Raw genomic sequence first — 25,860 nt, 5'->3', positions numbered from 1 at the left:
GACGCACCTCGAGGGGCTTCTCAAACTTCCAGAGGTTGCCCCCTCCGTAGAGGTCGAGGGTCACCTTCGGACCCATCGCAAACTCAAGGGCAGCGTTGGGCGAGCCCATTGCAGCCCAATGGAGGGCATTGGTCTTAACTGCTACTTTCTGTGCCTGCACGCCCTGAAGAGCGAGCCCTGAGAGCAGGAGGATCAGAAGTATTTTAGCGTAACGATTCATATATGACTGGATTAAACAACTATTATCATATCTCTCATCTGTCATATCCGACCCCACCGGATCAGATGCGCGACAAAGGATTATTGTACATTCCCTACCCGTGGTCGCTCAATGACCACACAAGACTTAACAAAGCTTCTCGATAGGATTACAAAGTGACTACACGCTGTAGGCTACTCCCTTGACGCTACAAAAGTACCTCTAATTACTTGTATTGAACAAATCATTTTTAGATAAATTATTTTCACGCAATGGTTTTTTTGTCGTGAAATACTGATGGGATCAAGCTTTCAGAGAGAGTGTGTAGAATATAAAACTCATCGCCGAAAGGGCCGATATAATGCCAAGATTGTATAAAAAAGGCTCCAATTACAGAATCCGGTCGGGGTGACGTTTTTGGATTTGCCCGAGGTCTCCCGGGTAAAAAGACGAGCACGCCTGTCGGGGTGCTCTCCCTGCCGACCTCCTTAGGGTCATCGGACAGGAGCGCATGTGAAGACCGCTACATAGGCGACTTTCCCGCATCCGAAGGATGCACGCTCCATAGGCATCGGTCGAGGCACGAAGTGCCGATGACCGATGTATAAGCGTACACATCATCCCTCGACCCCTTGCGGGTCGCCGGCATTGGAGATGTCTGCTCGGCGACCCACAAGGGGTCGAGGTGGTAGGCTGGGGCTCTGTACATCGGTCACCGCTTCGCGGATGACCGATGCCTATGGAGCGAGCACCCCTGTCGGGGTGCATCGTTCGCCACTCTTCACAATGAGTGGATAGGCTTCTGTACCGCTCAAATGCGTCACCCCTGCAGAATCCGGTCGGGCGTAGCCTCTGGTGATCGAAAATGTGTATCATTGCAGTATGAAAGAAATGCAACTAATCATAGCGCTGCTCCTTCTGATCCTGATCGGAGGATGTGGTGGCAAAAAGAGGTCGGAGGAGAGTGAGCAGACCATTGCCCACGAGCGTCAGCTGGTGCTGCCGGAGATACCTGTGATGGTCCGATCGGAGGAGGAGAGGCGCCTCTACCTGCTGGATCACTACTGGGATAGGGTGGACTTCAGCGAGCCGGGGATAGAGCGGGACACCCTATTCATTACCCGATCGCTCGTCGACTATCTCGGGCTGTCCAAGGGGGTGGATGAGGCACGCCGCCGCACGGCTGCCCGACAGCTCGTAGGGCAGGCGGAGCGCAACCCCGCAGCGCTGAGCCTGCTGATGAGTAGCCTCTCCGCCCTACTCTACGACCCCACCTCACCCCGGTACGATGAGACGCTCTACCTACCCTTCGTAGAGGCGGCGATGGGATCGGACTCCCTCCCGGTAGCGGAGCGGGATAGACTGGCCTTTGCCTGCGAGCAGATACGGAAAAACTACCCCGGCACGGCTGCGACAGACTTTAGCTACAGCGATGTGGAGGGGCGAGCACACCATCTCCGTGGACTCTACGACACGGAGCCGATCCTGATCTTTTTCTTCCGACCCGACTGCAGTGGCTGTGATGTGACCGCACAGCAGATGAGACGCTCAGCGGTGCTCGATAGGGCACTGGAGGAGGGGCGGCTGAGGATCCTGGCACTCGCGACCGGCGGTACGGTCGAGGAGTGGGAGGAGAAGAGGAGCCACTTCGATCCCCGCTGGCTTCAGGGTCGCAACGTGCGTGACTTCGAGGGGATCGAGCTGTATGACTTCCGTGCCATGCCCACCTTTTACCTCCTCTCCGGTGAGGGGATCGTCCTGATCAAGGATCAGCCACTCCCCGTGGTGGAGCAGTACCTGACAGAGCATCCCGAGTGACCCACCATCACTCCGAGACGATGTGGGGTGATAGAGAGGAGAGGTGCCGGCACCTTGGTCTTATATAGACTCTTCGAGCCGATTCTCACGTATGAGGAGAGAAGTGACCATACTGCGGAGCTTCGCTAATTCGTGCATCTTTGCCCCCTTGGGGACACCGCATCTCGCTACCACCCTCGCGTGTACCGGTGCGAGACAGAGTATCGTCTTGTGATACGGGGTGATCATATCCTCGTAAGTCTCATAAATCTGCTGTATGGCACGACGTAAGTCCACACCCTTAAGCTCCACGAGGTAGACTGCCTGACCACCCTCGGTCTTGAAAAAAAGCCGATCACAGCGACCTCTGCTTGATCGCTGGAAGTTGGTCATATGATCCGGGCTATACTCCAGTATCATTGAGGCATCCTTATTGACCCCAACGTACGTCTTTCCCTTCTCACTAAATCTTACAGTCAGGCTATGCTCTCGGATCGCGGATCCATAGGTGGATAAGATCTGTTCCCGCTTCATACGCTCTTATACTTGAGATCAAGAAGAGCCTCTATCTTAGCCATCTCCTCATCTGACGCATCATCGATTGCCTCTGTTTCTACCATTCGAAGACTCGGATCCATAAGGTCTCTGACCTCCTCGGTGTCAGATATAGAGAATAGCTTCCATACGCCAACGGACTCATATTTAACCCAATTAACCTTAGGCTCTATGCGCTCTGTCTCGCTCGGTGCGATCTGCCCAACCTCACTTGCCGTGATAAGCGTACTGAGTGCTGCTAACATATAAGGGCTATGAGTGGTCATAAGGACAGAGTGTCCAAAGTCAGGCGAGAGGACTACCCTGACGATATATCGTAGTAAGTCCGCTTGGGCAGAGGGGTAAAGACTGAGCTCTGGCTCCTCGATGACAAAGGTGGTATCGTGCGGGACCATCAGATTGTGCGCCAATTTCATTGCCTCCCGCGTACGCTCATTGTCCACGAGCGTATGAGCATAAGACTCCCCAAGGGGGGAGGGAGGAATGCCACTCTCCCGGAAGACCTGTATCAGCTTATTCTCCTTATCTGTAAGTTCTCGTCCGACGACTTCGGCATAGCTCCTACGAAAAGCATCGACTGATCGCTGGGTCTGCAGGATCGATATGTAGTCGGAAAAGTACTTGACGTAGTAGTCATAGCCATAGAATTGTAAGAGAACAATAAGGGGGACAAGAGACTGAAACCCACTCGATGCTTCTTTCATACGTACCTGAGCGTCACTGGAGAGGAGGTAGTCCTCACCATCACTCTGTCCATAGTAGTACTCAGCACGATCGAGGATAGAGACAAAATCCTGACGAGGATAATGCTTGCGAGCATACTCCCACTCCCGGAGCATACTACGAGTGCTATTGTCCGGAAGATTGATGTCAAACCAATTCTCTACCACAGAGATCATATTTCGCTCCGCAGGTAAGTATAGCGTCTTACGGCGCAGGTAGTCCCAGCGCCCAAGTCTCCACTCAGCCTCAAAGCGCCCCCTCTCGTAGGTGAATGCGAGCGTATCTGAGGTGTAACGGATAAAACTATCCTCCCTGAGATAACCCTTCATCTTATGGAAGCGCTCGAGGGAAGAGGCAAAGTACCCCGGGACAGCAAAGGCATCAAAAGACTGCGACATTGAGCACTCCTTCTCCACCCAAAGACAAAATGAGAGCACCTTGGCTATGGTCGACTTGCCGGCACCTTGCTCACCAATAAGGATGGTGAGACGTCTGAGGGGTAGCGTCACATCCTCTATGGGACCAATGTGCTGTATTGTCAGTGTTGTACTCATCCGTATAAATAAAAATCTTACAAAAAAAGGTCTTGATCAGAGACTTGTGGTCCCCCTATGGGGGACTAAGAAAAACTACTGATGAATGAAGCCTCGGCTTCGAGAGAAGCGTGCCATAGTACCCAAGCCTCATCTCCTCCTATGTAGCCGGAGGTATCCTATGAAGACCCTCTCCTTGACCAAAGGTACAATTAAATCACTTATTAGGTACTTGACGAAATGAGATGAGTAGGGGTGACGCACAATAGACTGTGTATGAGCTGTCGGATGTGGGGCTTTTCTAATACCGATATTAGAGATTTCTCAGAGGGGAGGGGTAAAAGAGAGGGGGCCTACTGGCGCTTGCGGTGGGTGAGGACGGCGAGGAGGGCGTTGAGGAGGCCGATCGCCGTGAGGGCGGCGAAGTAGGGCCAGAGGTCGGTGAGGGTGCTCCCCTTGAGGTAGACCATCCGCATGATGATATTGAGGTAGGTGAGGGGATTGATGTAGGCGATCGCCTTGCTCCACCACGGCATCGTGCTGATGGGGGTGAAGAGTCCACTGATGATGAAGAAGATCATCACCGAGAAGAGCTCCATAAACATCGCCTGCTGGACCGACTTGGCAAGGTTGGCTACCGCCACACCCTGGAAGGCGATCACCCCCGAGAAGAGCAGCGCACTGAGGAGGATCAGGAGGTAGCTCCCCACCGGAGCGAGCCCGTAGATGAGGTAGATCAGCAGCGTGCCGAGGAGCGTGGTGCTGACCCCGATGAGCCAGTAGGGGAGCACCTTGGCAACGATATAGGTGCTGCTCCGGAGGGGGGAGAGATTGATCTGGGTGATGGTGCCCACCTCCTTCTCGTGCGCCAGTCCGATGGCGGGGTAGATGCCGCAGAGCATCGTCAGGACCATCACGAGGATCGCCGGCAGCATGTAGTACTTGTAATTGAGTGTCGGATTGTACCGGTCGAGCATCCGGATCTCCACCGGTCGGCCGCTACCTGCCGCAAGCCCAGTCCTCTCCGTCAGGATCTCCTCGGAGGTGTCAGCGATGAGTCCGCTCATGCGATTCATCGCCATAATGGCGTTGGTGCTATTGACGGCATTGGCGATCAGCCGCACAGAGGCGTGGTGCGACAGCTCCATATCGCGGGAGAAGTCGGGCGGGATCACGAGGATCGCATCCGCCCTACTCCGGTCCACCGCCTCGTAGGCCGGCTCCTCGGAGGAGTAGACCCCGGCGAGGCCGATGTCGGGGGAGGCCTCGACCTTCTGCAGTATGAGCCGAGCCTGCGCTCCTGCGGGGTCGTGGTTGACAACCGCCAGGTCGAGGTGGCGGAGGTTGAAGTTGATCACCCAGGGCGTCAGGCCGATCATGATCGTCGGGAAGAAGAAGATCATCGTCAGGAGGATCCTGTCGCGAGCGATCTGCTTAAACTCCTTCTCCAAGAGGTATCCAAAGGCAGTACTCATCTCAGGCGGGGCTTGACGTTACGGATGGCGAGGGCTATCGTGATGATGGCGAAGAGGACGAGCACCAGCAGCTCGACCCATATGGCGGAGAGTCCGGTGCCCTGGATCATCAGCTTGCGCATCGAGGTGATGTAGTAGGTGGCGGGGATGAAGCGGGAGATCCATCGGAGGATGAGGGGCATATTCTCCACCGGGAAGATCATCCCCGAGAGGAGCATCGTCGGCATCATCACGCTGAAGCCGGTGAGGATCGTCGACTCCTTCTGCGACTTGACGAGGCTGGAGAGGAGGAGGCCAAAGGCGAGACTGAAGAAGGTGAAGACCAGCGTCACGAGGAGGATCAGGGCGAGGGATCCGCGGATCGGCACCCCGAGGACGAAGCGGGAGATGACGAGGATGATCGCAATGATGATGAGGGAGACGGCGAGGTAGGGGACGGTCTTGGAGAGGACGATCGTCGTCGGTCGAGCCGGGGTGGTGAGGAGGAGCTCCATGGAGCCCTGCTCCTTCTCCCGCGCGATGCTGATACTGGTCATCAGCGTACAGATGACGAGGAGCACCAGCCCCATCAGTCCGGGGACGAAGTTGTAGGCGGAGACGAGCCCGGGATTGTAGAGCATCTGGGGTGTGACCTCGATGCTGTAGGGGATCCCCTCGCCACCGGTGTGGCGGCTCAGCTGGTCGGCGATGAATTGCTGAGCATAGGCGCCCCGGATGCTCCCCATAGCGGGGTCCGACACATCGGCGATCACCTGCAGGCTGGTCGGTAGCCCGGTGAGGAGGTCCCGCTCGAAGTCCTCCGGCACCACGATGGCGAGGTCGATGTCGCCCGCCTTCATCATCTCCTCCGCCTCCCCGCTGTCAGCGAGCATCCCTCGGTAGAGGAAGGTGGCATTGCCCTCGAGCGCCTCCGCCAGCTGCTCACCGGTCTCATCGGTCGAGTGATCGATGATGACGGTGCGTATGTCGGTGACGTCCATATTCATCGCGAAGCCAAAGAGGAGCATCTCCGTGATCGGCATGGCGATGAGGATCAGGAGTGTCAGCGGGTCGCGGAAGATCTGCTTCCACTCCTTGATGATAAAGGCGCGCATCTGTGAGCCTCCGCGCCGTGGGACTCTCCCTCTCTTCTCTCCTTGTCTCATCGCTTACCTTGCCTTGTGATGGCGGAGAAGAGGCTACCCATATCGGGGACTCCCTCGGCAGCCTTCAGCTCCGCCGGTGTGCCGAGGACACGGATCTCGCCATCGACCATGATCGAGACCCGGTCGCAGTACTCCGCCTCATCCATATAGTGTGTGGTGACGAAGACGGTAATCCCGTCAACGTAGGCAACGCGGTAGATCAGCTCCCAGAAGAGCCGCCGCGTCAGCGGGTCGACGCCGCCGGTAGGCTCATCGAGGAAGACCACCTCGGGGCGGTGAAAGATCGCCGAGGCAAAGGCGAGCTTCTGCTTCCACCCGAGGGGCAGGTGCCCGGCGCGGGTGTGGCGGTACTCCTCGAAGTCAAGCTGTCCGAGTAGCTCATCCGTGCGCTCCCTGATCGCCCTCTTTTTCATCCCATAGATAGCGGCGTAGAGCCGGAGATTCTCCTCCACCGTCAGGTCGGGGTAGAGGGAGAAGCGCTGGCTCATCACGCCGATGTGCCTCTTGATCCGCTCCCCCTCGTGGAGGATGTCGTACCCGGCGACGGTGCCGCGCCCGGCGGTCGGCTTGAGGATGCCGCAGAGCATACTGATGGCGGTGGACTTGCCAGCGCCATTGGCACCGAGGAAGCCAAATATCTCGCCCCTATCAACGTGGAAGGAGATGTGGTCCACGGCGGTGAAGTCGCCGAAGACCTTGGTCAGCCCCTCTACCTCTATCACCGGATCACTCATCGCTGTCGTCTGTGGAGAGGAGGAGGAAGGCATCCTCCAGGGTGGGCTCCGTGGCGACCGGTCGGCTGCCGGAGAGCAGCGGGGAGGCGGCGACATAGCTCATCAGCGCCGCCTCATCTGCCGGATCACGGAGGGTGATGTGGAAGGAGTCGCCAAAGGCGTAGACGTGCAGCACCTGCGGACAGGCCTCCAGCGTCTCGAGGGCAGCCATCCGATCGGTCGCCTCCAGGCGGTAGAGGGGGAGGGGAAAGTGCGAGACCAGCTGCTCGGGCGTGTCGAGCGCGATGAAGTCACCCTGCCGCATGAAGGCGACACGATCGCAGCGACTCGCCTCGTCCATATAGGCTGTGGAGGAGACTACGGTGACGCCCTCTCTCGCCAGCTTGCGCAGCATCTGCCAGAGGTCGGCACGGCTGATCGGGTCGATGCCGGTGGTAGGCTCGTCGAGGAAGAGGACGTGTGGCTTGTGGATCAGGGCGCAGGAGAGGGCGAGCTTCTGCTTCATCCCTCCGGAGAGATGGGCAGCGAGGCGGTTCTCAAAGGGCTCTATGTGGGAGTAGATGTCGGCGATGAGGGGATAATTCTCCTCCACGGTGGTGCCGAAGAGGGTGGCGTAGAAGTCAAGGTTTTCCCGCACGGTGAGGTCTCCATAGAGGGAGAAGGTGCCCGGCATGTAGCCGATGTGCTGCCTCAGCTCGCGGTAGTCCCGCACCACATCGTAGCCATCTACGATGGCGCTGCCCTCCTGAGGCTCGAGGAGAGAGCAGAGGATCCGAAAGAGGGTACTCTTGCCCGCTCCGTCGGGGCCGATGATGCCGAAGATCTCTCCGCGGCGGACGGTGAAGGAGAGACCCGCCGGTGCCGTACCTACACCGACTGCCTCGCCACCCGGACTGCGGAAGACAAGCCTGAGTCCCTCCGCACGGATGATATCGTCCTTCACCTCCGTCATCCTCACTCTGCTGTGGGTCGGAGCAGCTCGCCGTACATACTAATCTTGAGGTACCCGTCCTCATTGGGCACCCGTACCTTGACAGCGTAGACCAGCCCCGCACGGTCGTCTCGTGTCTGTACCGACTTGGGGGTAAACTCTGCCTTAGGCGAGATCCAGCTGATCGTCCCGTCATACATGCGGCTGCCACTCTCACCCGTGGCACCATCCACACGCACCTGGACGCTCTCCCCCACCCGGATCAGTCCGAGGTCCTCACCGGTGATGTAGGCCCGGAGGATCATCTCGTCCATATTGGCGATGCGGAAGAGCGGATGACCCGCCGCAGCGAGCTCGCCCCGGTGGACGTAATTGGCTATCACGGTGCCGGTGATGGGAGCGGTGATCACCGACCGGCGGATCATGTCGCTCACCTGCTCCACCTGCACGTCGATGGCAGACCGCTGAGCCGATACCTGTCCACGGCTATTGGAGAGGGTCGCCTTGGTCGCCTCGATCTGCCCCTCGAGCTGGGCTATGCCGGCATCGAGGTCATCGAGCTGCTTCTTCGTCGCCACATCGGCATCGAGGAGCCGCTTGACGCGCTCCCGCTGAGAGCGCAGGTCGCTCAGCTTGGCCTCCAGGGGGGCGATCTGGGTCGCCACATCGGGCGATGAGACCGCCACACCCGCACCGGAGTGGCGGAGAGCCTCACGCTTCAGCGCCAGCTGGATGGTGTCCACGAGCCCCACCTCGGCGCCCTCCTCGAGCCGGTCGCCCTCGGCTACGTCCCAGCGGATCAGCTTACCGCTCACCTCACCGGAGACGAGGACCTCCGTCGCCTCGAAGCTCCCGGTCCCGAGGACACTCTTATCCTCTCGACCGCAGCTCACACAGAGGAGCAGGAGGAGCGTGAGCGTGAGGGACCTGTATCGTATCTCTTTTTTCATCATCATCACTTTCTTATCTACTTATCTCTCGATCTCCGCCAGCCGGTAGAGCGCCTCGAGGTACTCTATGCGGTGGAGGTCGGCCGTCTGCTTGGCAGCACTATACTTCGTCAGGAGCTGGAGGGCATCACGCCGGGTCATCACGCCCTCCTCCACCTGCACGGTGGAGCGGTCGCTGATGCTCTTGCGGAGCGCGACGATCTCCTCATCGAGCCGCATCTGCTCGGCACTCTGCTGCACGCTGTGACGAGCCTGTGCCAGCTCAGCAGAGGTCTTTTGCTCAAAGGTCTGCCGCTGCATCTCAGCCATCTCCGTCATCCCCCGGAGTCGGGTGCGCTGTGCGCCGAGACCATAGAGCTGACCGAAGGTCCACTGGAAGCTCAGCCCCACCATACCGAAGGGGTGTGCCCCGGGCTTAAAGATATTGGGGTAAGGATTGGAGTACATCGCCGTGGCGGTCAGCATCACCTGTGGCACCAGCCCGGCGAGGTAGCTGTCGTACGTCGCCTCTGCCTCCGCCGTCAGCGCATCGTAGTACCGGTGCTCAGGGCGAAGCGGAGCAACCCGACCGTCAGCGGTAGCCACCGGCTCGACCGGTGTCGGGGGCAGTGTCACCACCGTCTCCTCACCGAGGGAGAGACCGGTGTAGATCGTCAGCGCCTCCATCAGCGCCCGACGACTCTCCTGCAGTGCAGCACGATCCTGAGCCGCCCGCAGCAGCTCCACACGGATCTCCTCCGCATCGGCGCGGGTAGCCACATCGCTCGCTATCGCCGCCTCCACCCGCTCCGCCTGACGGCGCAACTCCTCGATGAGCGTCGACTGGAGGGCGGCTTGTCCGTCCACCTTGAGGAGACCGAAGTAGATCTCTGTCACCGACTTACGCACCTCCCTCAGCGCTTCCTCCGTCCGGGCATCGCGCTGGGCCTGCGTGGCTCTCAGCACCCGCCCCGAGGCGGCGGCATTGCCACCATCCCAGAGAAGCTGAGCGATGGAGACACCGATGCCCCACTGCATCTTGGGGATCGAGGGGATCTTGATCTGCGAGGCGATGCTCGCCATTGTCTCGTCCATCATCCCGTCCCACGTCTCCTGGGGGATGCCCATCTCCTTGAGGAAGGAGGGGACAGCCACCTGGAGCTTCTCGCCCTTGATCAGGTCTTGCTTCGTGGGGTTGGGCATATCGGAGATGTAATTGACACCGCCGGTGAGGCTGATCTGGGGGATGTAGACGTACTTCATCGCCCGGCTGCTCTCCCGGACCACCCTATCCATCACCTCCCGCTGTCGGAGGAGAGGGAAGTGGCTCTCCGCCGCCGAGCGAACCTCCTCGAGGGAGATCTGCTCCGCCACCAGCTCCTGGGCGCAGACCATAGCCCCGCCGGTAAGTAGCGCGACGGCAAAGAGGATATATCGTATATACTTGCTCATCTGTATGTAAGTCTCTCTTATGCTCCGATGGGACCAGCTCCCATCGGCTCCACAAATCTACAGAGACCTTTGCATAATACCCCATCTGCGGCGTCACTTTCGAGATTCGGGCTTGGTCATGTGCGTAAGCACACTCCCTTCGCCCTCACTCTCAGTTCCTTGCATCTGGAGTGTTCTGCAAAGTCCCTGCCGAAAAAGCGGTGCTTTTTCGGCGAAAGACCATTTTGCAAAGGTCTTCTACAAGTTTCCCGGCACTCCCGGGGGCATCACGCTACTTGGCAGTGTCGGGGTACCGGTCACCGTGGCGTGCGACCAATACCCCGACACAAAGCTGTAGCCCCCTCTCTAGAGACGCCTAAGTCAATAGGGCGTCCGGCGGGCGCGGTCCAGCTCCCGCTTCATCTCGCGGTCGCGGATGGCATTGCGCTTATCGTACTCCTTCTTACCCTTAGCGATGGCGATCTCCAGCTTCGCCAGTCCCTTGCCATTGATGAAGAGCCGGAGCGGCACGATCGTGAAGCCCGGGTCGTGCTGTGCCTCGGTGAGGTGACGGATCTCCCGCTTATTGAGCAGCAGCTTCCGGTCACGTCGCGAGCCCTCCTGGGTCCAGGAGCCAAAGGCATAGGTGCCGATATACATATTCTTGACCCACACCTCTCCGCGATCGACATAGCAGAAGCTCTGACCGAGAGAGGCGCGACCCATGCGGATCGACTTGATCTCATTACCGGTGAGGACGATGCCCGCGGTAAGTCTCTCCAGCACTTCGTAGTCATACGTCGCCCGCTTATTGCGGATATTGACGCTCTTGCGGAAGGGGGTCTTTCCCTGCCCCTTCTTGGATGTGGATGTCTTGGCCATCGGTAGGGATCAGATCACTTTAGTATTGGACTCATCGGGCTCCGAATTAGCTCCCGGAGTGATGAGGCGGTGACCCTTGCCGTGCTTATTCTGGATCTCGATGCCGGGATCCTGGGCGAGGTGCTTCCGCAGCTTGGTGATGTAGACGTCCATGGAGCGGGCGTTGAAGTAAGTGTCCTCGCCCCAGATCGTCTTGAGGGCAAAGGAGCGGTCGACGGTGCTATTGGCATTGGCGCAGAAGAGCGCCAGCAGCTCCGTCTCCTTGGTCGTCAGGCTCACCGGCTCCTCGTCCTTGTACTGGAGGGACTGGTGCTGCGTGTCGAAGACATAGTCTCCGATGCGGTAGAAGGCGACGTCATCAGGCTTCTTCCCCTGGACGCGACGCAGCACCGCATCGATGCGCATCGTCAGCTCAGAGGTGTTGAAGGGCTTCTTGAGGTAGTCATCTGCCCCGAGGCTGAAGCCCTCCTGCACATCCTCACTCAGCGTCTTGGCGGTGAGGAAGATGATCGGGGTCTCAGGATTGAGCGCGCGGATGTCCTTGGCCAGCTCGAAGCCGTCCTTCTTGGGCATCATCACGTCCAGGACGCAGATGTCCCAGTAGCGTGGGCGCTCCTCAAATCCCTGAAGCCCTGCCTCTCCGTCCTTGAAGAGGTCGGTATCGTAGCCCTTCTCTGTCAGGTAGTCGGCCAGCAGTGGACCGAGGCTCTCATCATCCTCACAGAGGAATACTTTTACTGAGTTTTCCATGATCGTTTCTTACTTATTTACTCTTACATTATTACTCTTACTCTTACCGGTCAGCAGCGGCAGAGTGATGATGAAGGTGGTGCCCACCCCGAGATCGCTCTCCGCATGTATGTGTCCGCCGTGCGACTTCACCGTCAGCGCGACGTAAGGGAGGCCGAGACCGAAGCCCTTGACGTCATGCCTATTGCCCGACGGGACACGGAAAAACCGGTCGAATATCTTCTTGAGATACTCGCGCTTGATGCCGCAGCCATTGTCCTCCACGCGGATGGTCAGGTTGCGGTCGTTGCTCGCCGTATGTACCGTGATGTGCGGTGGCACATCGGGACGGCGATATTTCATGGCATTGTCGAGGAGATTAAAGATGATATTCGTCAGCTGCAGCTTGTCGCCCAGCACCTCGGTGCGGGTCGCCTCGAGGTCAAGGTCGAGGCTGCCACCCGCCTCCTCCACCTTGAGCGAGTAGGTCGAGGTGGCGTCGATGATGATCTCCTCCATATCGAGCTCCGTCATCCGCAGCCGGAGGCGGGAGTCGTGGCTGTCGAAGAAGGACATCTGCAGCACCTGCTCGATCAGCAGCGTGAGGCGGTAGGCCTCAGCATTGATCGACTCCAGTATGCGCGCCCGGCGATCGGACTGCGACCCAATGTCGGGGTCGGAGAGCATCTCGACACCGAGACGTATCGTGCTGACCGGCGTCTTGAGCTCGTGGGTCATATTATTGACAAAGTCGATCCGCATCTCATCGATCTTCTTTTGCCGGAAGAGGGTGATGATGGTGTAGATGAATGTGGCGAGCACCAGGATGCTGAAGATCACGGAGGGGATCAGGAAGCCGATGGTCGATGAGATGAAGCGCGCCTGCCCGGGGAAGTATACCCTCAGGTAGTGGAGGCGCGAGGGCGGGTCATTGGTAAGCAGCGCCTGGGTATATATCTTATCGGGCTGATCGACAGGGAGGCTGCCATTGGAGAAAGAGATCGTGCCCCGGCTGTCCACCACCTCGTAGCGGAAGGGGATGGTGATCCCATACTTGTCGAGTGACTCCAGGAGGTACTCCTCCAGGTGCTGCCCGTCGATGCGGTCGTAGATCGGTCGGTACTGCGCCTTACGCAGCCCCTCCAGCGCCACTTGCAGGAGGATCCTCTGCGTGACGCTATCCGGCTCCGCAAAGTGGCTCCGCAGCATCCGCTCCGCCTCACGGAAGCGATCGCCGGGCGTGACGAAGTCGTACGACTTCTTGGGTGGCTGCGGGAGCTGCTCCAGCTTGTAGTCCGGTAGCCCCTGCCCCGCTGTGCCGAGGTCAAAGGGCGACTTGCTCCCCTCCGTCGGGCGGATCAGGAAGTCCCGGACCACATAGCCCGGCAGACCGAGATCGACCCGGATGATGTCGATCATCTCATCCCGCTCCAGGTCGTGATTCGTCTCAAAGAGCGCCTGCCTGACTGAGCTGTCAAACTGGAACCTCCTCGCCTGATAGGTCGCATCGATGTACTTGACCTGCATAAACAGCAGGCCAACAAAGGCGACGACCATCACCACCACGATGAGCCAGAGGGTAGACTTCTTCATATCGCTCCAAAGGTAGCGAATTTCCCCACTCCATTAACATAACGAGCGTTAATGTTACACGCCCTAAGTGTTAAACACAAGCGGTCAAGGGCTATTTAGGACGGGTCAGGAGGTCAGGGAAGTGGGGCGGGGAGGGGTGAGATCTGTATCTCTTTTTTAGTACCTTTGTCCCACATCGGTCGGGTCTGGATCATCCCGGTAGCACAACGACCTGACGACGACTGATTAATACTCTAATAATAAGATCTATGCATACCATCGTAAGTGGCATACGTCCTACCGGAAACCTCCATGTGGGGAATTACTTCGGGGCTGTCATCAATTTTCTCAAGCTACAGAATGAGGAGAAGTGCTACTTCTTTATCGCTGACTGGCACTCCCTCACGACAGCACCCCACCCTAAGGACATCATCGCCAATGACTATACCATCCTGGCGGAGTATCTCGCTTGCGGCCTCGATCCGGAGAAGTGCACCATCTACATGCAGAGCGACGTCCATCAGACGCTGGAGCTCTACCTCTACCTCAATATGCTCGCCTATATGGGCGAGCTGGAGCGGACGACGACCTTTAAGGACAAGGTCCGCCTGCAGCCCGATAATGTCAATGCCGGACTGCTCACCTACCCGACGCTGATGGCTGCAGACATCCTGCAACACCGGGCGTGGGGCGTGCCGGTCGGCAAGGATCAGGAGCAGAATATGGAGATGGCGCGCATCTATGCCAAGCGCTTCAATAGCACCTACGGGGTAGACTTCTTCCCCCTCCCCAAGTCGCTCTCCAGCAATGGGGACAACGCGGTGAAGATCCCCGGTCTCGATGGCTCGGGCAAGATGGGCAAGAGCGAGGGAAATGCCCTCTACCTCCGCGATGACGAGAAGACGATCCGCAAGAAGGTGATGAAAGCGGTGACCGACGCCGGTCCCCAGGCGCCTCATAGCGAGAAGCCGGAGGTGATCCAAAACCTCTTTACCTTCCTCGAGATCGTGTCGGACAAGGAGACAAATGACTTCTACCGCGCGGCGTGGGACGACTGCTCGATCCGCTATGGCGACCTGAAGAAGCAGATCGCCGAGGATCTCAATGCCTTCATCGCACCGATCCGCGAGCGGATCGAGGAGTACAGTAGCGACCGCACCTACCTCGAGAAGGTGGCTACCGCAGGCGCCGAGCGCGCCCGCGAGAGTGCGGAGGCGACGCTGAGGGAGGTCCGCAGTATCGTCGGCTTCCCGCCCTACAGAGGCTGAGCCACACAAGTAATAGATACCAACATACAATACAACCGTATAGAACAAGCAAGAAAATGAACGAAGGACAACTGACCGGAACCATCATCAAGATCCTGGAACCACGCAAGGGAACAAGCAGAAACACAGGCAAGGACTTCTTTGTCCAAGAGTATATCGTGGAGACTCAGGAGGAGTATCCGACAAAGGTCCACTTCTCCGTCTTCGGTGAGGACAGAGTGAAGGGGTACAATCTGAAGCAGGGCGATGCCGTGCAGGTCTTCTTCTACGTCAATAGCCGCGAGTACAACGACCGGTGGTACACCGACATCCGCGTCCGCAACATCGTGAAGATCGATGCCGGTCAGATGGCCGGCACTCAGACGGGTACCCCCTACGGTCAGCCGATGGGCAACTTCGGTCCCCAGCCTCAGGCCCCCCAGGGGATGCCCGGCTACGGCGGTCAGGCTGCTCCTCAGGGTATGCCCGGCTATGGTGCCCAGCAGCAGCCCTATGGTCCCCAGCAGGGCGAGGGTGGCAATGGTGGCGGCGTAGACGACCTGCCCTTCTGAGAGAGATCCATCGATCCGGAGGTCCGGTGAGCGGCTGAGAACCACCTGTCGGACCCTGAGAGAAGTAGCGGAGGGAGCCCCTTTGGGAAAAGTGGCTCTCCCTCGCTTCGGTGATGATCTGAGGCTCGACGCACCAGCTCCCGCAAGTGGGAGAGAGCGTGTGCCATGTCCTCCATCGGTCTTATGATGTGGCCGTGTGATGGAGACCCTATGGCTGAGCTATGATACAGCATCGAGCCCCCGCCCGTGGGGATGAGAGTAAGAGTGATAGAGTATGAGAGTATGGGATATAAAGAGGTAATGGCCCTCCGCCAAGAGGGCGATCTGGAGAGCGCTGTGAAGCTTGCCCGGGAGGACTATAAGGAGTCCCCCAATCAGTGGTCCTCGTCGGCACTCTTCTGGGTGCTGAAGGACGTCGCCACCGGTGTCATTGAGGGTGGTGAGATAGATACCGCTGCTGAGATGGTGGCGGAGATGGAGACGCTTATTGAGGGCATGGGGGCTACCGCGCCGATGGCAGAGGAGTCCCTCGCCTCGCTACGTCAGAGCGTGGTGCCACACTTCGGGGAGCTGAATGAGCTACTTACCGGCTATCAGACGGAGAAAAACCCCTACCACAGGCGGGATCAGGTCAGGCAGACCTTTGACAAAGTCCTTAGCTGGCACAACTCCAAGGAGGGGCTACACAAGGCACTCCATCCACGGGTTGCCCAGGTGGTGAGCGACTTCTTTGAGTCACGTAATAAGTTTATCACAATCGAGGAGGTACGCCAAGCGCTGCGGATCTATCTCAGCCTCGAGATAGAGCGTCCGTCAGCACTCAACTCCCGTGTGCTCGACCAAGTATTGCGCGTGAAGAGCCTCTTCAGGGAGCGCCTCGACTTTACCGACTTCCTCACTAAGTGGGATCCCGCCAAGTCTCTCCGCCCGGAGGACTGGCAGCGTGGCAGTGGTAAAGGGCGTAAGGATCGCGGACCGGAGACGCCCTCCCTCGTAGACCGCGCCCTCACGGTTGCTATAGAGGAGCTGATGGACCGGCGGGAGACCAAGGTGCCGGAGATGATCTACGAGCTCTTCACGGGACTAGAGAGCCTATACCCGGACGACCGCCTCGTCAAGCTGACTCAGGCGAGGCTGCACCTCCTCGAGGGGGAGCGGGCGACCGCACTCGAGGAGTATCAGCGGGTGCTTATGATCTACTCCGAGCCTCGCATCTGGGGCGAGCTCGCCTCGCTCCTCTCTGACGACCCGGCGCTGGAGGCAGCAGCCCTCGCCAAAGCGCTGAAGGAGGAGACAGACGACTACGAGCCCTATCTCCTCACCGTGCGGCTCCACTACGCTAAGCTACTAATCGACCGTGGCGACTACGACAAGGCCCTCCGGGAGCTGCGGATCATCGCACAGATCGCCGGAGAGAGGGGACGGAAGCTACCGCAGAGCTACGAGAAGATGCAGGAGATGATCCCTGAGGGGACGGAGGAGGATAAGGAGAATAAGGCACACTACATCCTCGATGCCCAGCCTGCTGAGGCGTATGTGTACCGGTCTCTCGCTGCCACCCCGATGATCGTGATGGACGTGATCGCCCTGCGCCTCAAGGAGCCGATGCGGCAGGTGGTGCCGATGCTGAAGCTCAGCAGCCCCGAGGGACGGGTCCTGCTCACCAACCCCACAGAGATGGGGCTGCCTGAGGGAGACCTGAGAGGGAAGCTCTTCGACGTGAAGTTTATCGAGCCGGAGGACAGCCACGCCATCGTGGTACATATGGAGCCCTCGGAGGCGGACCCTCGCGATCTCTTCCCCCTCAGGGTCGCCTACATCACCGGCTACAGCCAGGGGATGCACGCCTTCCACCTCATCGACTCGGAGAGCAAGCACCACTATCTGCCGGGAGAGGAGGAGGACTTTATGATCGGGGACTTCGTCAATTTTATCCTCCTCTACGACACGATCCGTAAGCCTACACCTAAGCGTCCCGCCCAGCAGCGGGCGCTCCTGCTCGCTCCGCATCGCATCGACCCGGAAGAGGCGCTGGCGGACTTCCCCCTCGTCCCCGCACGGGTGATCTCTACGGAGGAGTCCCGCGTGACGATAGAGACGGACGAAGGAGTCACGGGGACTTTCTCCCAGAGCTTAGCGCCCATCGAGCTGTCGGAGGGCGACAGCTGCACTCTCCGGGGCTTTGTCTTCCGGAAGCGTGACCGCTTCACTGGTGAGCAGCGATCATACTTTGTCACCCTGTCGGTGGAGCCTCTGCCGACAGATCAGCTCGGATAGCAACAGATGGAGAGCATCCCCTTCATAGCTTGGTGCCTGGAGCATCTCAATTACCTCACCATCACACTGCTGATGGCGATAGAGAGCTCCTTCATCCCCTTCCCGAGTGAGATCGTGATCCCACCGGCAGCCTATCTGGCGGCGAGCACGGGGGAGATGAGCGTGGTGGGGATCTTCTTCTTCGGCACCCTCGGAGCGCTCATCGGGGCGTCGGTGAATTACTTCCTCGCCCGCTGGCTCGGGCGCCCGGTCGTCTATGCTTTTGCCGGGAGCCGCGTGGGGGCATTCTTCCTCCTCAGCGCGGAGGGGGTGCGCCACGCGGAGGAGTATTTCGTCCGGCACGGTAAGGTGGCGACCTTCACCGGTCGGCTGATCCCGGGGATCCGGCAGCTGATCTCGCTACCGGCAGGGCTGTCGCGGATGCCGCTGGCACCCTTTTACCTCTACACCGCGCTAGCGGCGGGCCTCTGGAATACTGTGCTGATCGCCATCGGGTGGTATCTCGAGCACGTCGTGCCGATGGATCAGCTCAGCCCTATGGTCTCCCGCTATAGCACGGAGATCGGGCGTATCATCATCGCCGTGGTGGTGATCGTACTCGGGGTAATGATGTACCGGGCACACCGGCGTAAGTCCCTCGATGAGAGCCTCGAGGATCAGGAGAAGAGCAAGTGAGTTATGGCTGAGGAGAGACCATTCATCGTGCCTGAGAGCGACGAGCCGGCGGCCGCCAAGGGAGTCCGCTGGGCTCGGTGGGACAGGCTGTCCAACCTCTTTGTAGGCGACAAGGGGATCTGGATCGTGACCTTTGCCCTGATGCTGATCAGCATCATCGTCGTCTTCTCCGCCGTGAGCCAGGAGGCGTTTCGAGCAGAGAATAGCGGGCAAAATTTCTTTGGGCAGATCCTGAAGCACCTGATCCTGGTGGTCTGCGCCCTCGGCATCATCGTCCTCGGGTCGCACGTCCCGAGCTCATACTATCTGCGATCATCGACGATAGCCTTCGTCTTCTCCCTCATCTTGCTGATGCTGGTGCCCTTCATCGGCATAGAGATCAATGGCGGGAAGCGGTGGCTGAAGATCTTTTTCCTCACCTTCCAGCCCTCGGAGCTGACGCGACTGACGCTGATCAACTTCACCGCCAGCCTCCTCCGCGGGAGCGATGACACCCACTCATCGCTGCGGGTCTTCTGGACCATCATCATCGCCACCGGGATCACCTGCCTCCTGATCTTCATGGAGAATATCTCGACGGCGGTCTTCCTCGCTCTGATCGTCTACCTGATGATGTGGGTCGGCGGGGCGCACCGGAAGAGTATGCGCTGGCTCACCCTCGGAGCCGGCTCAGTCATCGCCCTGGTGGTACTGGTCGTGATGGTGGCGCCCAAGGGGTCGGTCGTCGACATCGGTCGTACCTCGACCGGGTACAGTCGCCTCACAGGATTCTTTGAGAAGTGGGGAAAGCCGATCAATGAGGAGACCTACGACGACATCATGGGCAGCGACTACCAGGTGGTGGCGGCCCAGAAGGCGATCGCCAATAGCAACGTCATCGGCAAGGGTCCGGGGCAGAGCGAGCTGCGGCAGTTCCTCCCACAGGCCTTCTCCGACTATGTGTACAATGTGGTGGTGGAGGAGTACGGCATCATTGGCTCTGCCGGACTGCTGATCCTCTACCTCGTCTTCTTCTTCCGCTGCGGGATGCTCGCCAGTCGCTCCCGAAGCATGTACCGGACCCTCGTCCTGATGGGCGTGGGGATACTCGTCACCACACAGGCGATGATGAATATGGCGGTGGCTGCCAACCTGCTACCGGTGACGGGACAGACGCTGCCCTTTATCTCCAAGGGTGGCTCCTCGTACATCATCACGGCGATCTACTTCGCCATCGTGCAGAGCATCGCACACGACATCAATAAGCGACGACTCTACCAGGACGCTGCTGTATCGGGACATCCCGACCGGATCATCGACCTGGAGGAGGTGCCGGAGCTGGAGGAGGAGATACAGCTCACTGACGAATTAACCAAGCACCAGAAGGAGCGGCTCCGCGAGGAGTCCAAGTCCGGAGGGGCAGAATAGTCTTGCTTTTATGGATAAAGAAACAGCATCTACAGAATTGTATCGGGTCATCATCAGTGGTGGTGGCACCGGTGGTCATATCTTCCCGGCGCTCTCCATAGCGGATGAGATCCGCCGCCGCTTCCCGAAGTGCGACATCCAGTTTGTCGGTGCGGAGGGGCGTGCGGAGGCAAAGCGGGTGCCGGCAGCAGGTTACCCGATCCACCTCCTACCGGTCCGCGGCCTCTCCAGTGGAGGAGGGCTCAAGAGACTTTTCTCGCTGATCCCCTTCACCACCCAGCTCTACAAGAGCACGAAGCAGGCGCAGGACTTTGTCCACCACTTTGACCCCCAGGTCGTCGTCGGTGTGGGCGGGTACGCCAGTGCGCCGACGCTGATCGCCGCCAGTCACTTCGGTATACCGGTGGTGGTGCAGGAGCAAAATTCTTATGCCGGCAAGGCCAATAAGCTGGTGGCAAAAAAAGCGAAGTGCGTCTGCACCGCCTACCCCCATATGCGCCGTTTCTTCCCCGACACCCCCGAGCTCGTCCTGACAGGCAATCCGATCCGCCACAGCCTGCTGGAGACGGAGCGGAAGAGCCGGGCGGCATATACCACCTTTGACCTCTCGCCCGACAAGAGGACCCTCCTGATCCTCGGTGGGAGCCTCGGTGCCGGGACGATCAATAAGAGCATCCTCGAGTCGATCGCTCAGCTCGCCTACCGGGAGGACCTGCAGGTGATCTGGCAGTGTGGCGAGAGCTACTACGGTGGGCTGGAGCGTCAGGTGAGAGACTTCGACTCGATCCACCTGATGCCCTTCATCAGCGAGATGGACCACGCCTATGCCATCGCTGACCTCGTCATCTCACGAGCCGGTGCCGGCACGATCTCTGAGCTGACTGCCCTCGGGCTGCCGGCGATACTCGTCCCGTCACCCAACGTCGCCGAGGACCACCAGACACACAACGCTCAGTCCCTCGTCGACCGCGGGGCTGCCCTGATGGTGCCTGACAGCAAGGCGGGGACCGACCTGGTCCCGACGGCACTCGATATGCTGAGCCATCCGGAGCAGTGCGAGCGTATGGCGACGGCTGCCAAGGAGCTCGGGCTACCGGATGCCACACAACGAATTGTCGATGAGATCCAGCGCTATGCCCGACCCTAATCCCTCATCAAGAGCCATCTTCTTCATCGGTATCGGGGGCATCGGTATGAGTGCCCTCGCTGAGTATTTCCTCTACTACGGCTACACCATAGGGGGGTACGACCACGTGCGGAAGCCGGTCTCCGATCGCTTGGAGGCGCTCGGGGCGGAGATCCTCTACGATGACGATCCGACGCTGCTGCCTGAGCCCTTCCGCGCGGATCAGCCAGGCCTGACAGTCGTCTACACGCCCGCCATCCATGAGGACAATGGACTGCGGACCTACTACCGGGAGCACGACGTACCGCAGATCAAGCGGGCTGAGCTCCTCGGGCAGGTGACTCGGAGGCACAAGGCCCTCTGCGTCGCCGGGTCGCACGGCAAGACCACCACCTCCTCCCTCCTCGCCCACCTGATGCGACGCTCCCACTTGGGTGTCAATGCCTTTATCGGTGGTCTGATGCTCAATTACGACTCAAATAATCTCCTTCTCGATGAGGAGAGTGACTACGTGGTGGTGGAGGCGGACGAGTTTGACCGCTCCTTCCACCGCCTGACCCCCTATGCGGCGATCGTCACCGCGACGGAGGCGGACCACCTCGATATCTACGGCACTGCGGCAGAGTATGTGGCAGCCTTTGGCACCTTTGTCGGGCTACTGCGCCCCGGAGGCTTCGTGATCGCTGAGGAGTCTGCTGAGATCCACCCGGAGTCGCTTCCCAAGGGGACCCGGCTCTACCGCTATGGCGCCTCGGAGCAGTGCGACTACCACTACGACCGGGTGAGCTACGAGGGGGAGCACCTCTTTTTTGACCTACACACCCCTGATGGTGTCCTCCGCCATCTCGAGCTGGGCACACCGATACGGATCAATGTCCTCAACGCTACCGCTGCCATCGCCATGGCGCTCCGCGTGGGGCTGACGGAGGAGGAGATCCGCCCCGCCCTTGCCGACTACCGCGGGATCCACCGCCGCTTTGAGCGGACCCGCATATGTACCGATGGTCCCGTGGTGATCGATGAGTACGCGCACCACCCGGGTGAGGTCCGCCGGTCACTCCTCTCGATACGAGAGCTCTACCCGGGGAAGCGCATCACGCTCGTCTTCCAGCCCCACCTATACAGCCGCACAAGGGACTTTATGGAGGACTTTGGCAAGGCGCTCTCCACGGTGGACGATGTCATCCTGGCCCCGATCTATCCCGCCCGCGAGGAGCCGATCCCCGGCGTCACCTCGGAGGCACTCCTTGAGCGGATCACCTCCTCGCACAAGAGGGTAGTACCCCTCGAGGCACTGCCGGAGGAGCTGGAGCACCACACCTTCGACGTGCTGGTGATGATGGGTGCAGGGGACATAGAGTTTGAGATCCCAAAGGTGATCGACCACCTCAGGAGATCAGAGCAGTAAGCCACACGCCTATGATACGCCGCACAAGGAAAGAGAAAGTCCGCCGGATCCTCGGCTGCACGCTGATGGCACTATTGGTGGTGCTGCTCGGCTGCTCTTTTGTCATTGCGCGGCGCCACGTCTCCTACGCGATCCACCCCTCCCGCACGGTGATCCGTATCGTGGACACAGGGAAGGGGCGCTTCCTCAGGGAGCGAGAGGTGGCAGCGGTACTCCCGATCGACCTCAAGGACAGCGTCTCACGCGGTGTGGACCCCGACCGCATCGAGAGAGATCTGGTGGACGCCTCCACCTACATCCGCAGCGCCACCGCCTTCATCTCCCCCTCGACAAAGCGGCTCCACGTCGTCGTCCACGAGCGCACGCCGATCATCCGGTACTTCCGCAACGGTACCTCCTGGTACCTCGATGATGAGGGGATCTCCGTCCCTCAGAGACAAGGCTCCGCTGCCTACGTCCCCCTTGCAGAGGGCACGATGACCGACGGCACGATCCACTACGTCCTCTACCCGCTGGCGCAGTACCTCTACGACCACAGCGAGTGGAGTCACTTCTTCAGCTACATCGAGATCATCTCAGAGAGCAAGATACACCTCTACCCAAGAGTCGGGACCGTGGTCTTTGAGCTCCATGGGCTGGAGACGCTCGAGCAGGACCTCGCCAAGATACCCATCTATTACAAGGACATTGAGCCACAAGTGGGGACCAATAAGTACGCCCTCGTCAAGCTCTCCTATGAAAATCAGATCGTATGCGTGAAGAGAGAGAAGTAGTCCCTCCCCACGATCGAGCGGTGACCGAGCAAGAGATCGAGGCCAACGAACGGGAGAAAAAGCGAGCCTACGCCTTCTCCTCACTCGTCAATTTTCTCCTGCCACCGATAAAGCTCTTCGCCGGTATCACCGGTCACTCGGCTGCACTGATTGCCGATGCGATCAATTCGCTCCTCGACATCTGTGCCAATATCATCACCTACATCTTCCTCCACATCTCAGCGAAGCCTAAGGAGGATGACGAGCACATCTACGGCCACGGCAAGTACGAGATCGTCGGCTCGCTCCTGATCGCCCTGTCGATGCTGGTGACGGGAGTGCTGATCGTCTTTGGCTCCTGCCGCACCTTCTATGCCTTCTTCCGCGAAGGAGTGCTCCCCAAGGAGCCTGAGGTGATCGCCCTGTGGGTGGCCGTCGGCACGGTCGTGATGAAGCTCATGACCTACTACTACACTGAGCAAAAGGCAAAGGAGACCCACTCCGACGCACTCCACGCTCAGGCGATGGACCACATCTCGGACGTCTTCTCCGCCTCAGCCGTGGTGATAGGCGTGCTGGGCGCTCGGCTGATCCCGGGGGAGGGGACACTCTTTGAGCCACTCGCCGCCATCATCGTCGGTGGACTCATCATCCGCTCCGGTATATGCGTCTACCGCCCTGCCATCCTCAAGCTCACCGACAGCACCGTAGACGCTGAGACAGTGGAGGAGATCCGAAGCGTCGTCAGCACCGTCCCGGGTGCCACCTCGCCCCACCACATCATGGCGCGTATGATCGGGTCTGAGACGCTTTCTATCGAACTGGACATACGAGCCGACGGACTCCTCACCCTCTACGAGGCACACGACATCGCAAGCGAGACTGAGCAGGTGCTCCTGGACCACTTCGGTGTACGGACACACGTGGTAGTCCACATGGAGCCCGCCCACCCCTACCGCCACACGAGGGACTTCATGCAGCGCCGACCGGAGCTCTGCGATCCCGACTCGGGCGAACCACTCCCGGATAGATGACAAAGGGTCCCCTCCACCTCCCCGCCCGACTGCAGTCCGTCCGCCTTGAAGCGGGCATCGACGAGGTAGGTCGCGGCTGCCTTGCCGGACCTGTAGTGGCCGCTGCTGTGATCCTCCCGGAGGACTTTGACCTCCCCGGACTGACCGACTCCAAGCAACTCACAACCCATCGTCGCGAGGACTACGACCTCACCATAAGGGAGAAAGCGATCGCCGTCTCCGTCGGCAGCGCCACCGTCGAGGAGATAGACCGGCTGAATATCCTCGGAGCCACCTTCCTCGCCATGGAGCGAGCCATCGAGGGGCTGGAGCCCCGCCCGGAGTACCTCCTCATCGATGGCAACCGCTTCCGTAGCCACCTCGAGATCCCCTACGAGACGATCGTAGGGGGTGACGGCAGGGTCGCCTCCATAGCTGCCGCCTCCATTGTGGCAAAGGTCTACCGCGACCATCTGATGGCTCATCTTGCCGAGAAGTACCCCGAGTACCACTGGGAGCGAAACGCCGGCTATGGCACGGCAGCCCATCTCGCCGCCATCCAATCGCACGGCCTCACGCCACACCACCGACGCACCTTCGCCCCCTGCCGCCCCACACTCTTCGACACCTGATCCCCCTCTTCCCGAGAGTATCAAAGAGGTGTATGATAAGCGTATCATTAGCTATCTTGGCGGGCGGAGATACAGCCATCCACTATTCACAATCAATACCCTCAGACATGCGTAGATTACTGCTCACACTGCTCCTACTTATAGCCCTCCGGCCACCCTACCTTTATGCACAGACTGACACGCTCCGCTTTCACGAGGACGGGACCTTCAAGATTGCACAATTTACCGACTTGCACTTAGATCCCGGCTCACCGGGTAAGGATCAGACTCTGACAATACTCCGAGAGATTATCACGAGAGAGCAGCCTGACTTAGTCGTATTGACAGGTGATGTGGTGACTCGGGCACCGGCAGCAGAGGGGTGGCGGAGTATCATACGATTTTTCACAGAGGAGCGACAGCCCTATGTCGTCTTGCTCGGCAATCACGATGCAGAGACGATTGCCAAGGACTCCATTTATACGCTTCTGGAGGGGACGCCCTACTGCCTGAGTCAGAGAGGTCCTGTAGAGATCAGCGGGAGAGGCAATCAGCAGCTTAGGCTCATAGGGTCCAAAGAAAGCACTACTAAAGCACTCCTCTACCTCATCGACTCCAATCAGTACCACCACGATCAGTCTCTGAGCCACTACGACATCATTCACTTTGACCAGATAGAATGGCTAAGGAGGGTACATACAGAAACACAGAAGGAGATAGGAGATGATACCCTTCCCACCCTACTCTTCTTCCACATCCCCATACCGGAGTATAGCGCGCTCTCAGACAATAAGGAGGTAGTCGGTGAGATGCGGTGGCGAGTCAACTCTCCGGCGATCAATAGCGGACTCTTCAGCACCATGCTGGAGATGAGAGGGGTTATGGGAGCCTTCTGCGGGCACGATCACTCCAATGATGCGATCGGGCTCTACAAGGGGCTTGCTCTTGGATACGGAAGAGTCAGTGGCATTGATGCCTATGAAGGGCTCTCCCGTGGCGGCAGGATCATTGTCCTCTACGAGGGAGAGCAACGCTTCGATACCTATGTAGTTATCTCAGGTGAGGATCAGAAGGGACCTACCTTTCAGTACAGTAGATGACAAATACAGAGGGCTGCATCACTGTGATATCAGTAAT

General features: G+C 59.2%; 24 protein-coding genes. 12 read left to right on the top strand and 12 right to left on the bottom strand.

Annotated features, from left to right (window positions below; genetic code table 11):
* On the bottom strand, positions 1-220 hold a 220-nt coding region (locus QZR17_RS05680; RefSeq protein ID WP_297128762.1), incomplete at its 3' end, for a DUF3575 domain-containing protein.
* An 870-nt stretch (positions 221-1,090) separates the two neighbouring features.
* Here QZR17_RS05680 and QZR17_RS05675 point away from each other — a divergent pair.
* Positions 1,091-2,017: a DUF5106 domain-containing protein gene (locus tag QZR17_RS05675; RefSeq protein ID WP_297128759.1), complete on the top strand. Its 927-nt coding sequence runs from the start codon at positions 1,091-1,093 to the stop codon at positions 2,015-2,017.
* Between the two features lie 60 nt (positions 2,018-2,077).
* On the opposite strand, the gene QZR17_RS05670 is transcribed toward QZR17_RS05675, so the two are convergent.
* The 11 genes from QZR17_RS05670 to QZR17_RS05620 form a co-directional block, all read right to left on the bottom strand.
* A complete protein-coding gene (locus QZR17_RS05670) occupies positions 2,078-2,530 on the bottom strand; it encodes a hypothetical protein (RefSeq protein WP_296158874.1) in 453 nt (150 codons plus the stop codon).
* Positions 2,527-3,828: an AAA family ATPase gene (locus QZR17_RS05665; RefSeq protein ID WP_296158873.1), complete on the bottom strand. Its 1,302-nt coding sequence runs from the start codon at positions 3,826-3,828 to the stop codon at positions 2,527-2,529. The genes QZR17_RS05670 and QZR17_RS05665 overlap by 4 nt, the downstream gene beginning before the upstream one ends.
* A 332-nt stretch (positions 3,829-4,160) precedes the next feature.
* A complete protein-coding gene (locus tag QZR17_RS05660; RefSeq protein ID WP_296158872.1) occupies positions 4,161-5,282 on the bottom strand; it encodes an ABC transporter permease in 1,122 nt (373 codons plus the stop codon).
* The gene (locus tag QZR17_RS05655; protein ID WP_296158871.1) at positions 5,279-6,427 is read right to left on the bottom strand and encodes an ABC transporter permease; all 1,149 of its coding nucleotides are present in this window, start codon (positions 6,425-6,427) and stop codon (positions 5,279-5,281) included. The genes QZR17_RS05660 and QZR17_RS05655 overlap by 4 nt, the downstream gene beginning before the upstream one ends.
* On the bottom strand, positions 6,424-7,161 hold the full coding sequence (locus QZR17_RS05650; RefSeq protein WP_296158870.1) for an ABC transporter ATP-binding protein: 738 nt from the start codon (positions 7,159-7,161) through the stop codon (positions 6,424-6,426). Before QZR17_RS05650 ends, QZR17_RS05655 begins: the two co-directional genes overlap by 4 nt.
* Complete coding sequence (locus QZR17_RS05645; RefSeq protein WP_297128754.1) at positions 7,154-8,113, bottom strand: ABC transporter ATP-binding protein; 960 nt, start codon at positions 8,111-8,113, stop codon at positions 7,154-7,156. Before QZR17_RS05645 ends, QZR17_RS05650 begins: the two co-directional genes overlap by 8 nt.
* 2 nt (positions 8,114-8,115) lie before the next feature.
* Complete coding sequence (locus QZR17_RS05640) at positions 8,116-9,048, bottom strand: HlyD family efflux transporter periplasmic adaptor subunit (RefSeq protein ID WP_297128751.1); 933 nt, start codon at positions 9,046-9,048, stop codon at positions 8,116-8,118.
* Between the two features lie 15 nt (positions 9,049-9,063).
* The gene (locus QZR17_RS05635; RefSeq protein WP_297128748.1) at positions 9,064-10,473 is read right to left on the bottom strand and encodes a TolC family protein; all 1,410 of its coding nucleotides are present in this window, start codon (positions 10,471-10,473) and stop codon (positions 9,064-9,066) included.
* 360 nt (positions 10,474-10,833) lie between these two features.
* Positions 10,834-11,334: an SsrA-binding protein SmpB gene (gene smpB / locus QZR17_RS05630; RefSeq protein ID WP_018106577.1), complete on the bottom strand. Its 501-nt coding sequence runs from the start codon at positions 11,332-11,334 to the stop codon at positions 10,834-10,836.
* 9 nt (positions 11,335-11,343) lie between these two features.
* Positions 11,344-12,084, bottom strand: coding sequence for a response regulator transcription factor (locus QZR17_RS05625; RefSeq protein ID WP_070464831.1), 741 nt, complete (start codon positions 12,082-12,084; stop codon positions 11,344-11,346).
* A 9-nt stretch (positions 12,085-12,093) separates the two neighbouring features.
* Complete coding sequence (locus QZR17_RS05620; protein ID WP_297128745.1) at positions 12,094-13,656, bottom strand: HAMP domain-containing sensor histidine kinase; 1,563 nt, start codon at positions 13,654-13,656, stop codon at positions 12,094-12,096.
* A gap of 248 nt (positions 13,657-13,904) precedes the next feature.
* Here QZR17_RS05620 and trpS point away from each other — a divergent pair, with 248 nt between their 5' ends.
* The 11 genes from trpS to QZR17_RS05565 all read left to right on the top strand — a co-directional run bounded on the left by trpS (position 13,905) and on the right by QZR17_RS05565 (position 25,823).
* Positions 13,905-14,903, top strand: a complete 999-nt coding sequence (trpS, locus tag QZR17_RS05615; protein ID WP_297128743.1) for a tryptophan--tRNA ligase — start codon at positions 13,905-13,907, stop codon at positions 14,901-14,903.
* 56 nt (positions 14,904-14,959) lie between these two features.
* A complete protein-coding gene (locus QZR17_RS05610; RefSeq protein WP_297128740.1) occupies positions 14,960-15,454 on the top strand; it encodes a DUF3127 domain-containing protein in 495 nt (164 codons plus the stop codon).
* A gap of 282 nt (positions 15,455-15,736) precedes the next feature.
* Positions 15,737-17,731: a hypothetical protein gene (locus tag QZR17_RS05605; protein ID WP_297128737.1), complete on the top strand. Its 1,995-nt coding sequence runs from the start codon at positions 15,737-15,739 to the stop codon at positions 17,729-17,731.
* A 6-nt stretch (positions 17,732-17,737) separates the two neighbouring features.
* Positions 17,738-18,406, top strand: a complete 669-nt coding sequence (locus tag QZR17_RS05600) for a DedA family protein (protein WP_297128734.1) — start codon at positions 17,738-17,740, stop codon at positions 18,404-18,406.
* A 3-nt stretch (positions 18,407-18,409) separates the two neighbouring features.
* The gene (locus QZR17_RS05595; RefSeq protein ID WP_297128731.1) at positions 18,410-19,813 is read left to right on the top strand and encodes an FtsW/RodA/SpoVE family cell cycle protein; all 1,404 of its coding nucleotides are present in this window, start codon (positions 18,410-18,412) and stop codon (positions 19,811-19,813) included.
* A gap of 10 nt (positions 19,814-19,823) precedes the next feature.
* Entirely contained in the window at positions 19,824-20,960 is a 1,137-nt protein-coding gene (gene murG, locus QZR17_RS05590; RefSeq protein WP_297128728.1) for an undecaprenyldiphospho-muramoylpentapeptide beta-N-acetylglucosaminyltransferase, read from the top strand.
* Entirely contained in the window at positions 20,932-22,347 is a 1,416-nt protein-coding gene (murC, locus tag QZR17_RS05585; protein ID WP_297128725.1) for a UDP-N-acetylmuramate--L-alanine ligase, read from the top strand. Before murG ends, murC begins: the two co-directional genes overlap by 29 nt.
* Positions 22,348-22,358: 11 nt before the next feature.
* Positions 22,359-23,120: a hypothetical protein gene (locus QZR17_RS05580; protein ID WP_297128723.1), complete on the top strand. Its 762-nt coding sequence runs from the start codon at positions 22,359-22,361 to the stop codon at positions 23,118-23,120.
* Positions 23,099-24,133 (top strand): cation diffusion facilitator family transporter, encoded by a 1,035-nt coding sequence (locus QZR17_RS05575; RefSeq protein WP_297128720.1) that lies wholly within the window; start codon positions 23,099-23,101, stop codon positions 24,131-24,133. Before QZR17_RS05580 ends, QZR17_RS05575 begins: the two co-directional genes overlap by 22 nt.
* A complete protein-coding gene (locus QZR17_RS05570; RefSeq protein WP_297128717.1) occupies positions 24,130-24,744 on the top strand; it encodes a ribonuclease HII in 615 nt (204 codons plus the stop codon). Before QZR17_RS05575 ends, QZR17_RS05570 begins: the two co-directional genes overlap by 4 nt.
* A gap of 107 nt (positions 24,745-24,851) precedes the next feature.
* Positions 24,852-25,823 (top strand): metallophosphoesterase family protein, encoded by a 972-nt coding sequence (locus tag QZR17_RS05565; RefSeq protein WP_297128714.1) that lies wholly within the window; start codon positions 24,852-24,854, stop codon positions 25,821-25,823.
* Positions 25,824-25,860: the final 37 nt, after the last annotated feature.

It is taken from the genome of uncultured Porphyromonas sp. (genome assembly GCF_900541275.1).
Classification (GTDB): domain Bacteria; phylum Bacteroidota; class Bacteroidia; order Bacteroidales; family Porphyromonadaceae; genus Porphyromonas_A.
Note: the sequence above shows the minus strand (reverse complement) of the source record. Positions and strands in the feature narration are given on the sequence as shown.

Excerpts from the sequence above, each read along its gene's own strand:
- QZR17_RS05580 (WP_297128723.1), top strand. The coding sequence starts at position 22,359 with ATGATACGCCGCACAAGGAAAGAGAAAGTCCGCCGGATCCTCGGCTGC.
- QZR17_RS05640 (WP_297128751.1), bottom strand. The coding sequence starts at position 9,048 with ATGATGATGAAAAAAGAGATACGATACAGGTCCCTCACGCTCACGCTC.
- QZR17_RS05570 (WP_297128717.1), top strand. The coding sequence starts at position 24,130 with ATGACAAAGGGTCCCCTCCACCTCCCCGCCCGACTGCAGTCCGTCCGC.
- QZR17_RS05565 (WP_297128714.1), top strand. The coding sequence starts at position 24,852 with ATGCGTAGATTACTGCTCACACTGCTCCTACTTATAGCCCTCCGGCCA.
- QZR17_RS05610 (WP_297128740.1), top strand. The coding sequence starts at position 14,960 with ATGAACGAAGGACAACTGACCGGAACCATCATCAAGATCCTGGAACCA.
- QZR17_RS05605 (WP_297128737.1), top strand. The coding sequence starts at position 15,737 with ATGGGATATAAAGAGGTAATGGCCCTCCGCCAAGAGGGCGATCTGGAG.
- murG (WP_297128728.1), top strand. The coding sequence starts at position 19,824 with ATGGATAAAGAAACAGCATCTACAGAATTGTATCGGGTCATCATCAGT.
- QZR17_RS05665 (WP_296158873.1), bottom strand. The coding sequence starts at position 3,828 with ATGAGTACAACACTGACAATACAGCACATTGGTCCCATAGAGGATGTG.
- QZR17_RS05625 (WP_070464831.1), bottom strand. The coding sequence starts at position 12,084 with ATGGAAAACTCAGTAAAAGTATTCCTCTGTGAGGATGATGAGAGCCTC.
- QZR17_RS05595 (WP_297128731.1), top strand. The coding sequence starts at position 18,410 with ATGGCTGAGGAGAGACCATTCATCGTGCCTGAGAGCGACGAGCCGGCG.
- QZR17_RS05650 (WP_296158870.1), bottom strand. The coding sequence starts at position 7,161 with ATGAGTGATCCGGTGATAGAGGTAGAGGGGCTGACCAAGGTCTTCGGC.
- murC (WP_297128725.1), top strand. The coding sequence starts at position 20,932 with ATGAGATCCAGCGCTATGCCCGACCCTAATCCCTCATCAAGAGCCATC.
- trpS (WP_297128743.1), top strand. The coding sequence starts at position 13,905 with ATGCATACCATCGTAAGTGGCATACGTCCTACCGGAAACCTCCATGTG.
- QZR17_RS05670 (WP_296158874.1), bottom strand. The coding sequence starts at position 2,530 with ATGAAGCGGGAACAGATCTTATCCACCTATGGATCCGCGATCCGAGAG.
- QZR17_RS05600 (WP_297128734.1), top strand. The coding sequence starts at position 17,738 with ATGGAGAGCATCCCCTTCATAGCTTGGTGCCTGGAGCATCTCAATTAC.
- QZR17_RS05635 (WP_297128748.1), bottom strand. The coding sequence starts at position 10,473 with ATGAGCAAGTATATACGATATATCCTCTTTGCCGTCGCGCTACTTACC.
- smpB (WP_018106577.1), bottom strand. The coding sequence starts at position 11,334 with ATGGCCAAGACATCCACATCCAAGAAGGGGCAGGGAAAGACCCCCTTC.
- QZR17_RS05660 (WP_296158872.1), bottom strand. The coding sequence starts at position 5,282 with ATGAGTACTGCCTTTGGATACCTCTTGGAGAAGGAGTTTAAGCAGATC.
- QZR17_RS05645 (WP_297128754.1), bottom strand. The coding sequence starts at position 8,113 with ATGACGGAGGTGAAGGACGATATCATCCGTGCGGAGGGACTCAGGCTT.
- QZR17_RS05620 (WP_297128745.1), bottom strand. The coding sequence starts at position 13,656 with ATGAAGAAGTCTACCCTCTGGCTCATCGTGGTGGTGATGGTCGTCGCC.
- QZR17_RS05655 (WP_296158871.1), bottom strand. The coding sequence starts at position 6,427 with ATGAGACAAGGAGAGAAGAGAGGGAGAGTCCCACGGCGCGGAGGCTCA.
- QZR17_RS05675 (WP_297128759.1), top strand. The coding sequence starts at position 1,091 with ATGCAACTAATCATAGCGCTGCTCCTTCTGATCCTGATCGGAGGATGT.
- QZR17_RS05575 (WP_297128720.1), top strand. The coding sequence starts at position 23,099 with ATGCGTGAAGAGAGAGAAGTAGTCCCTCCCCACGATCGAGCGGTGACC.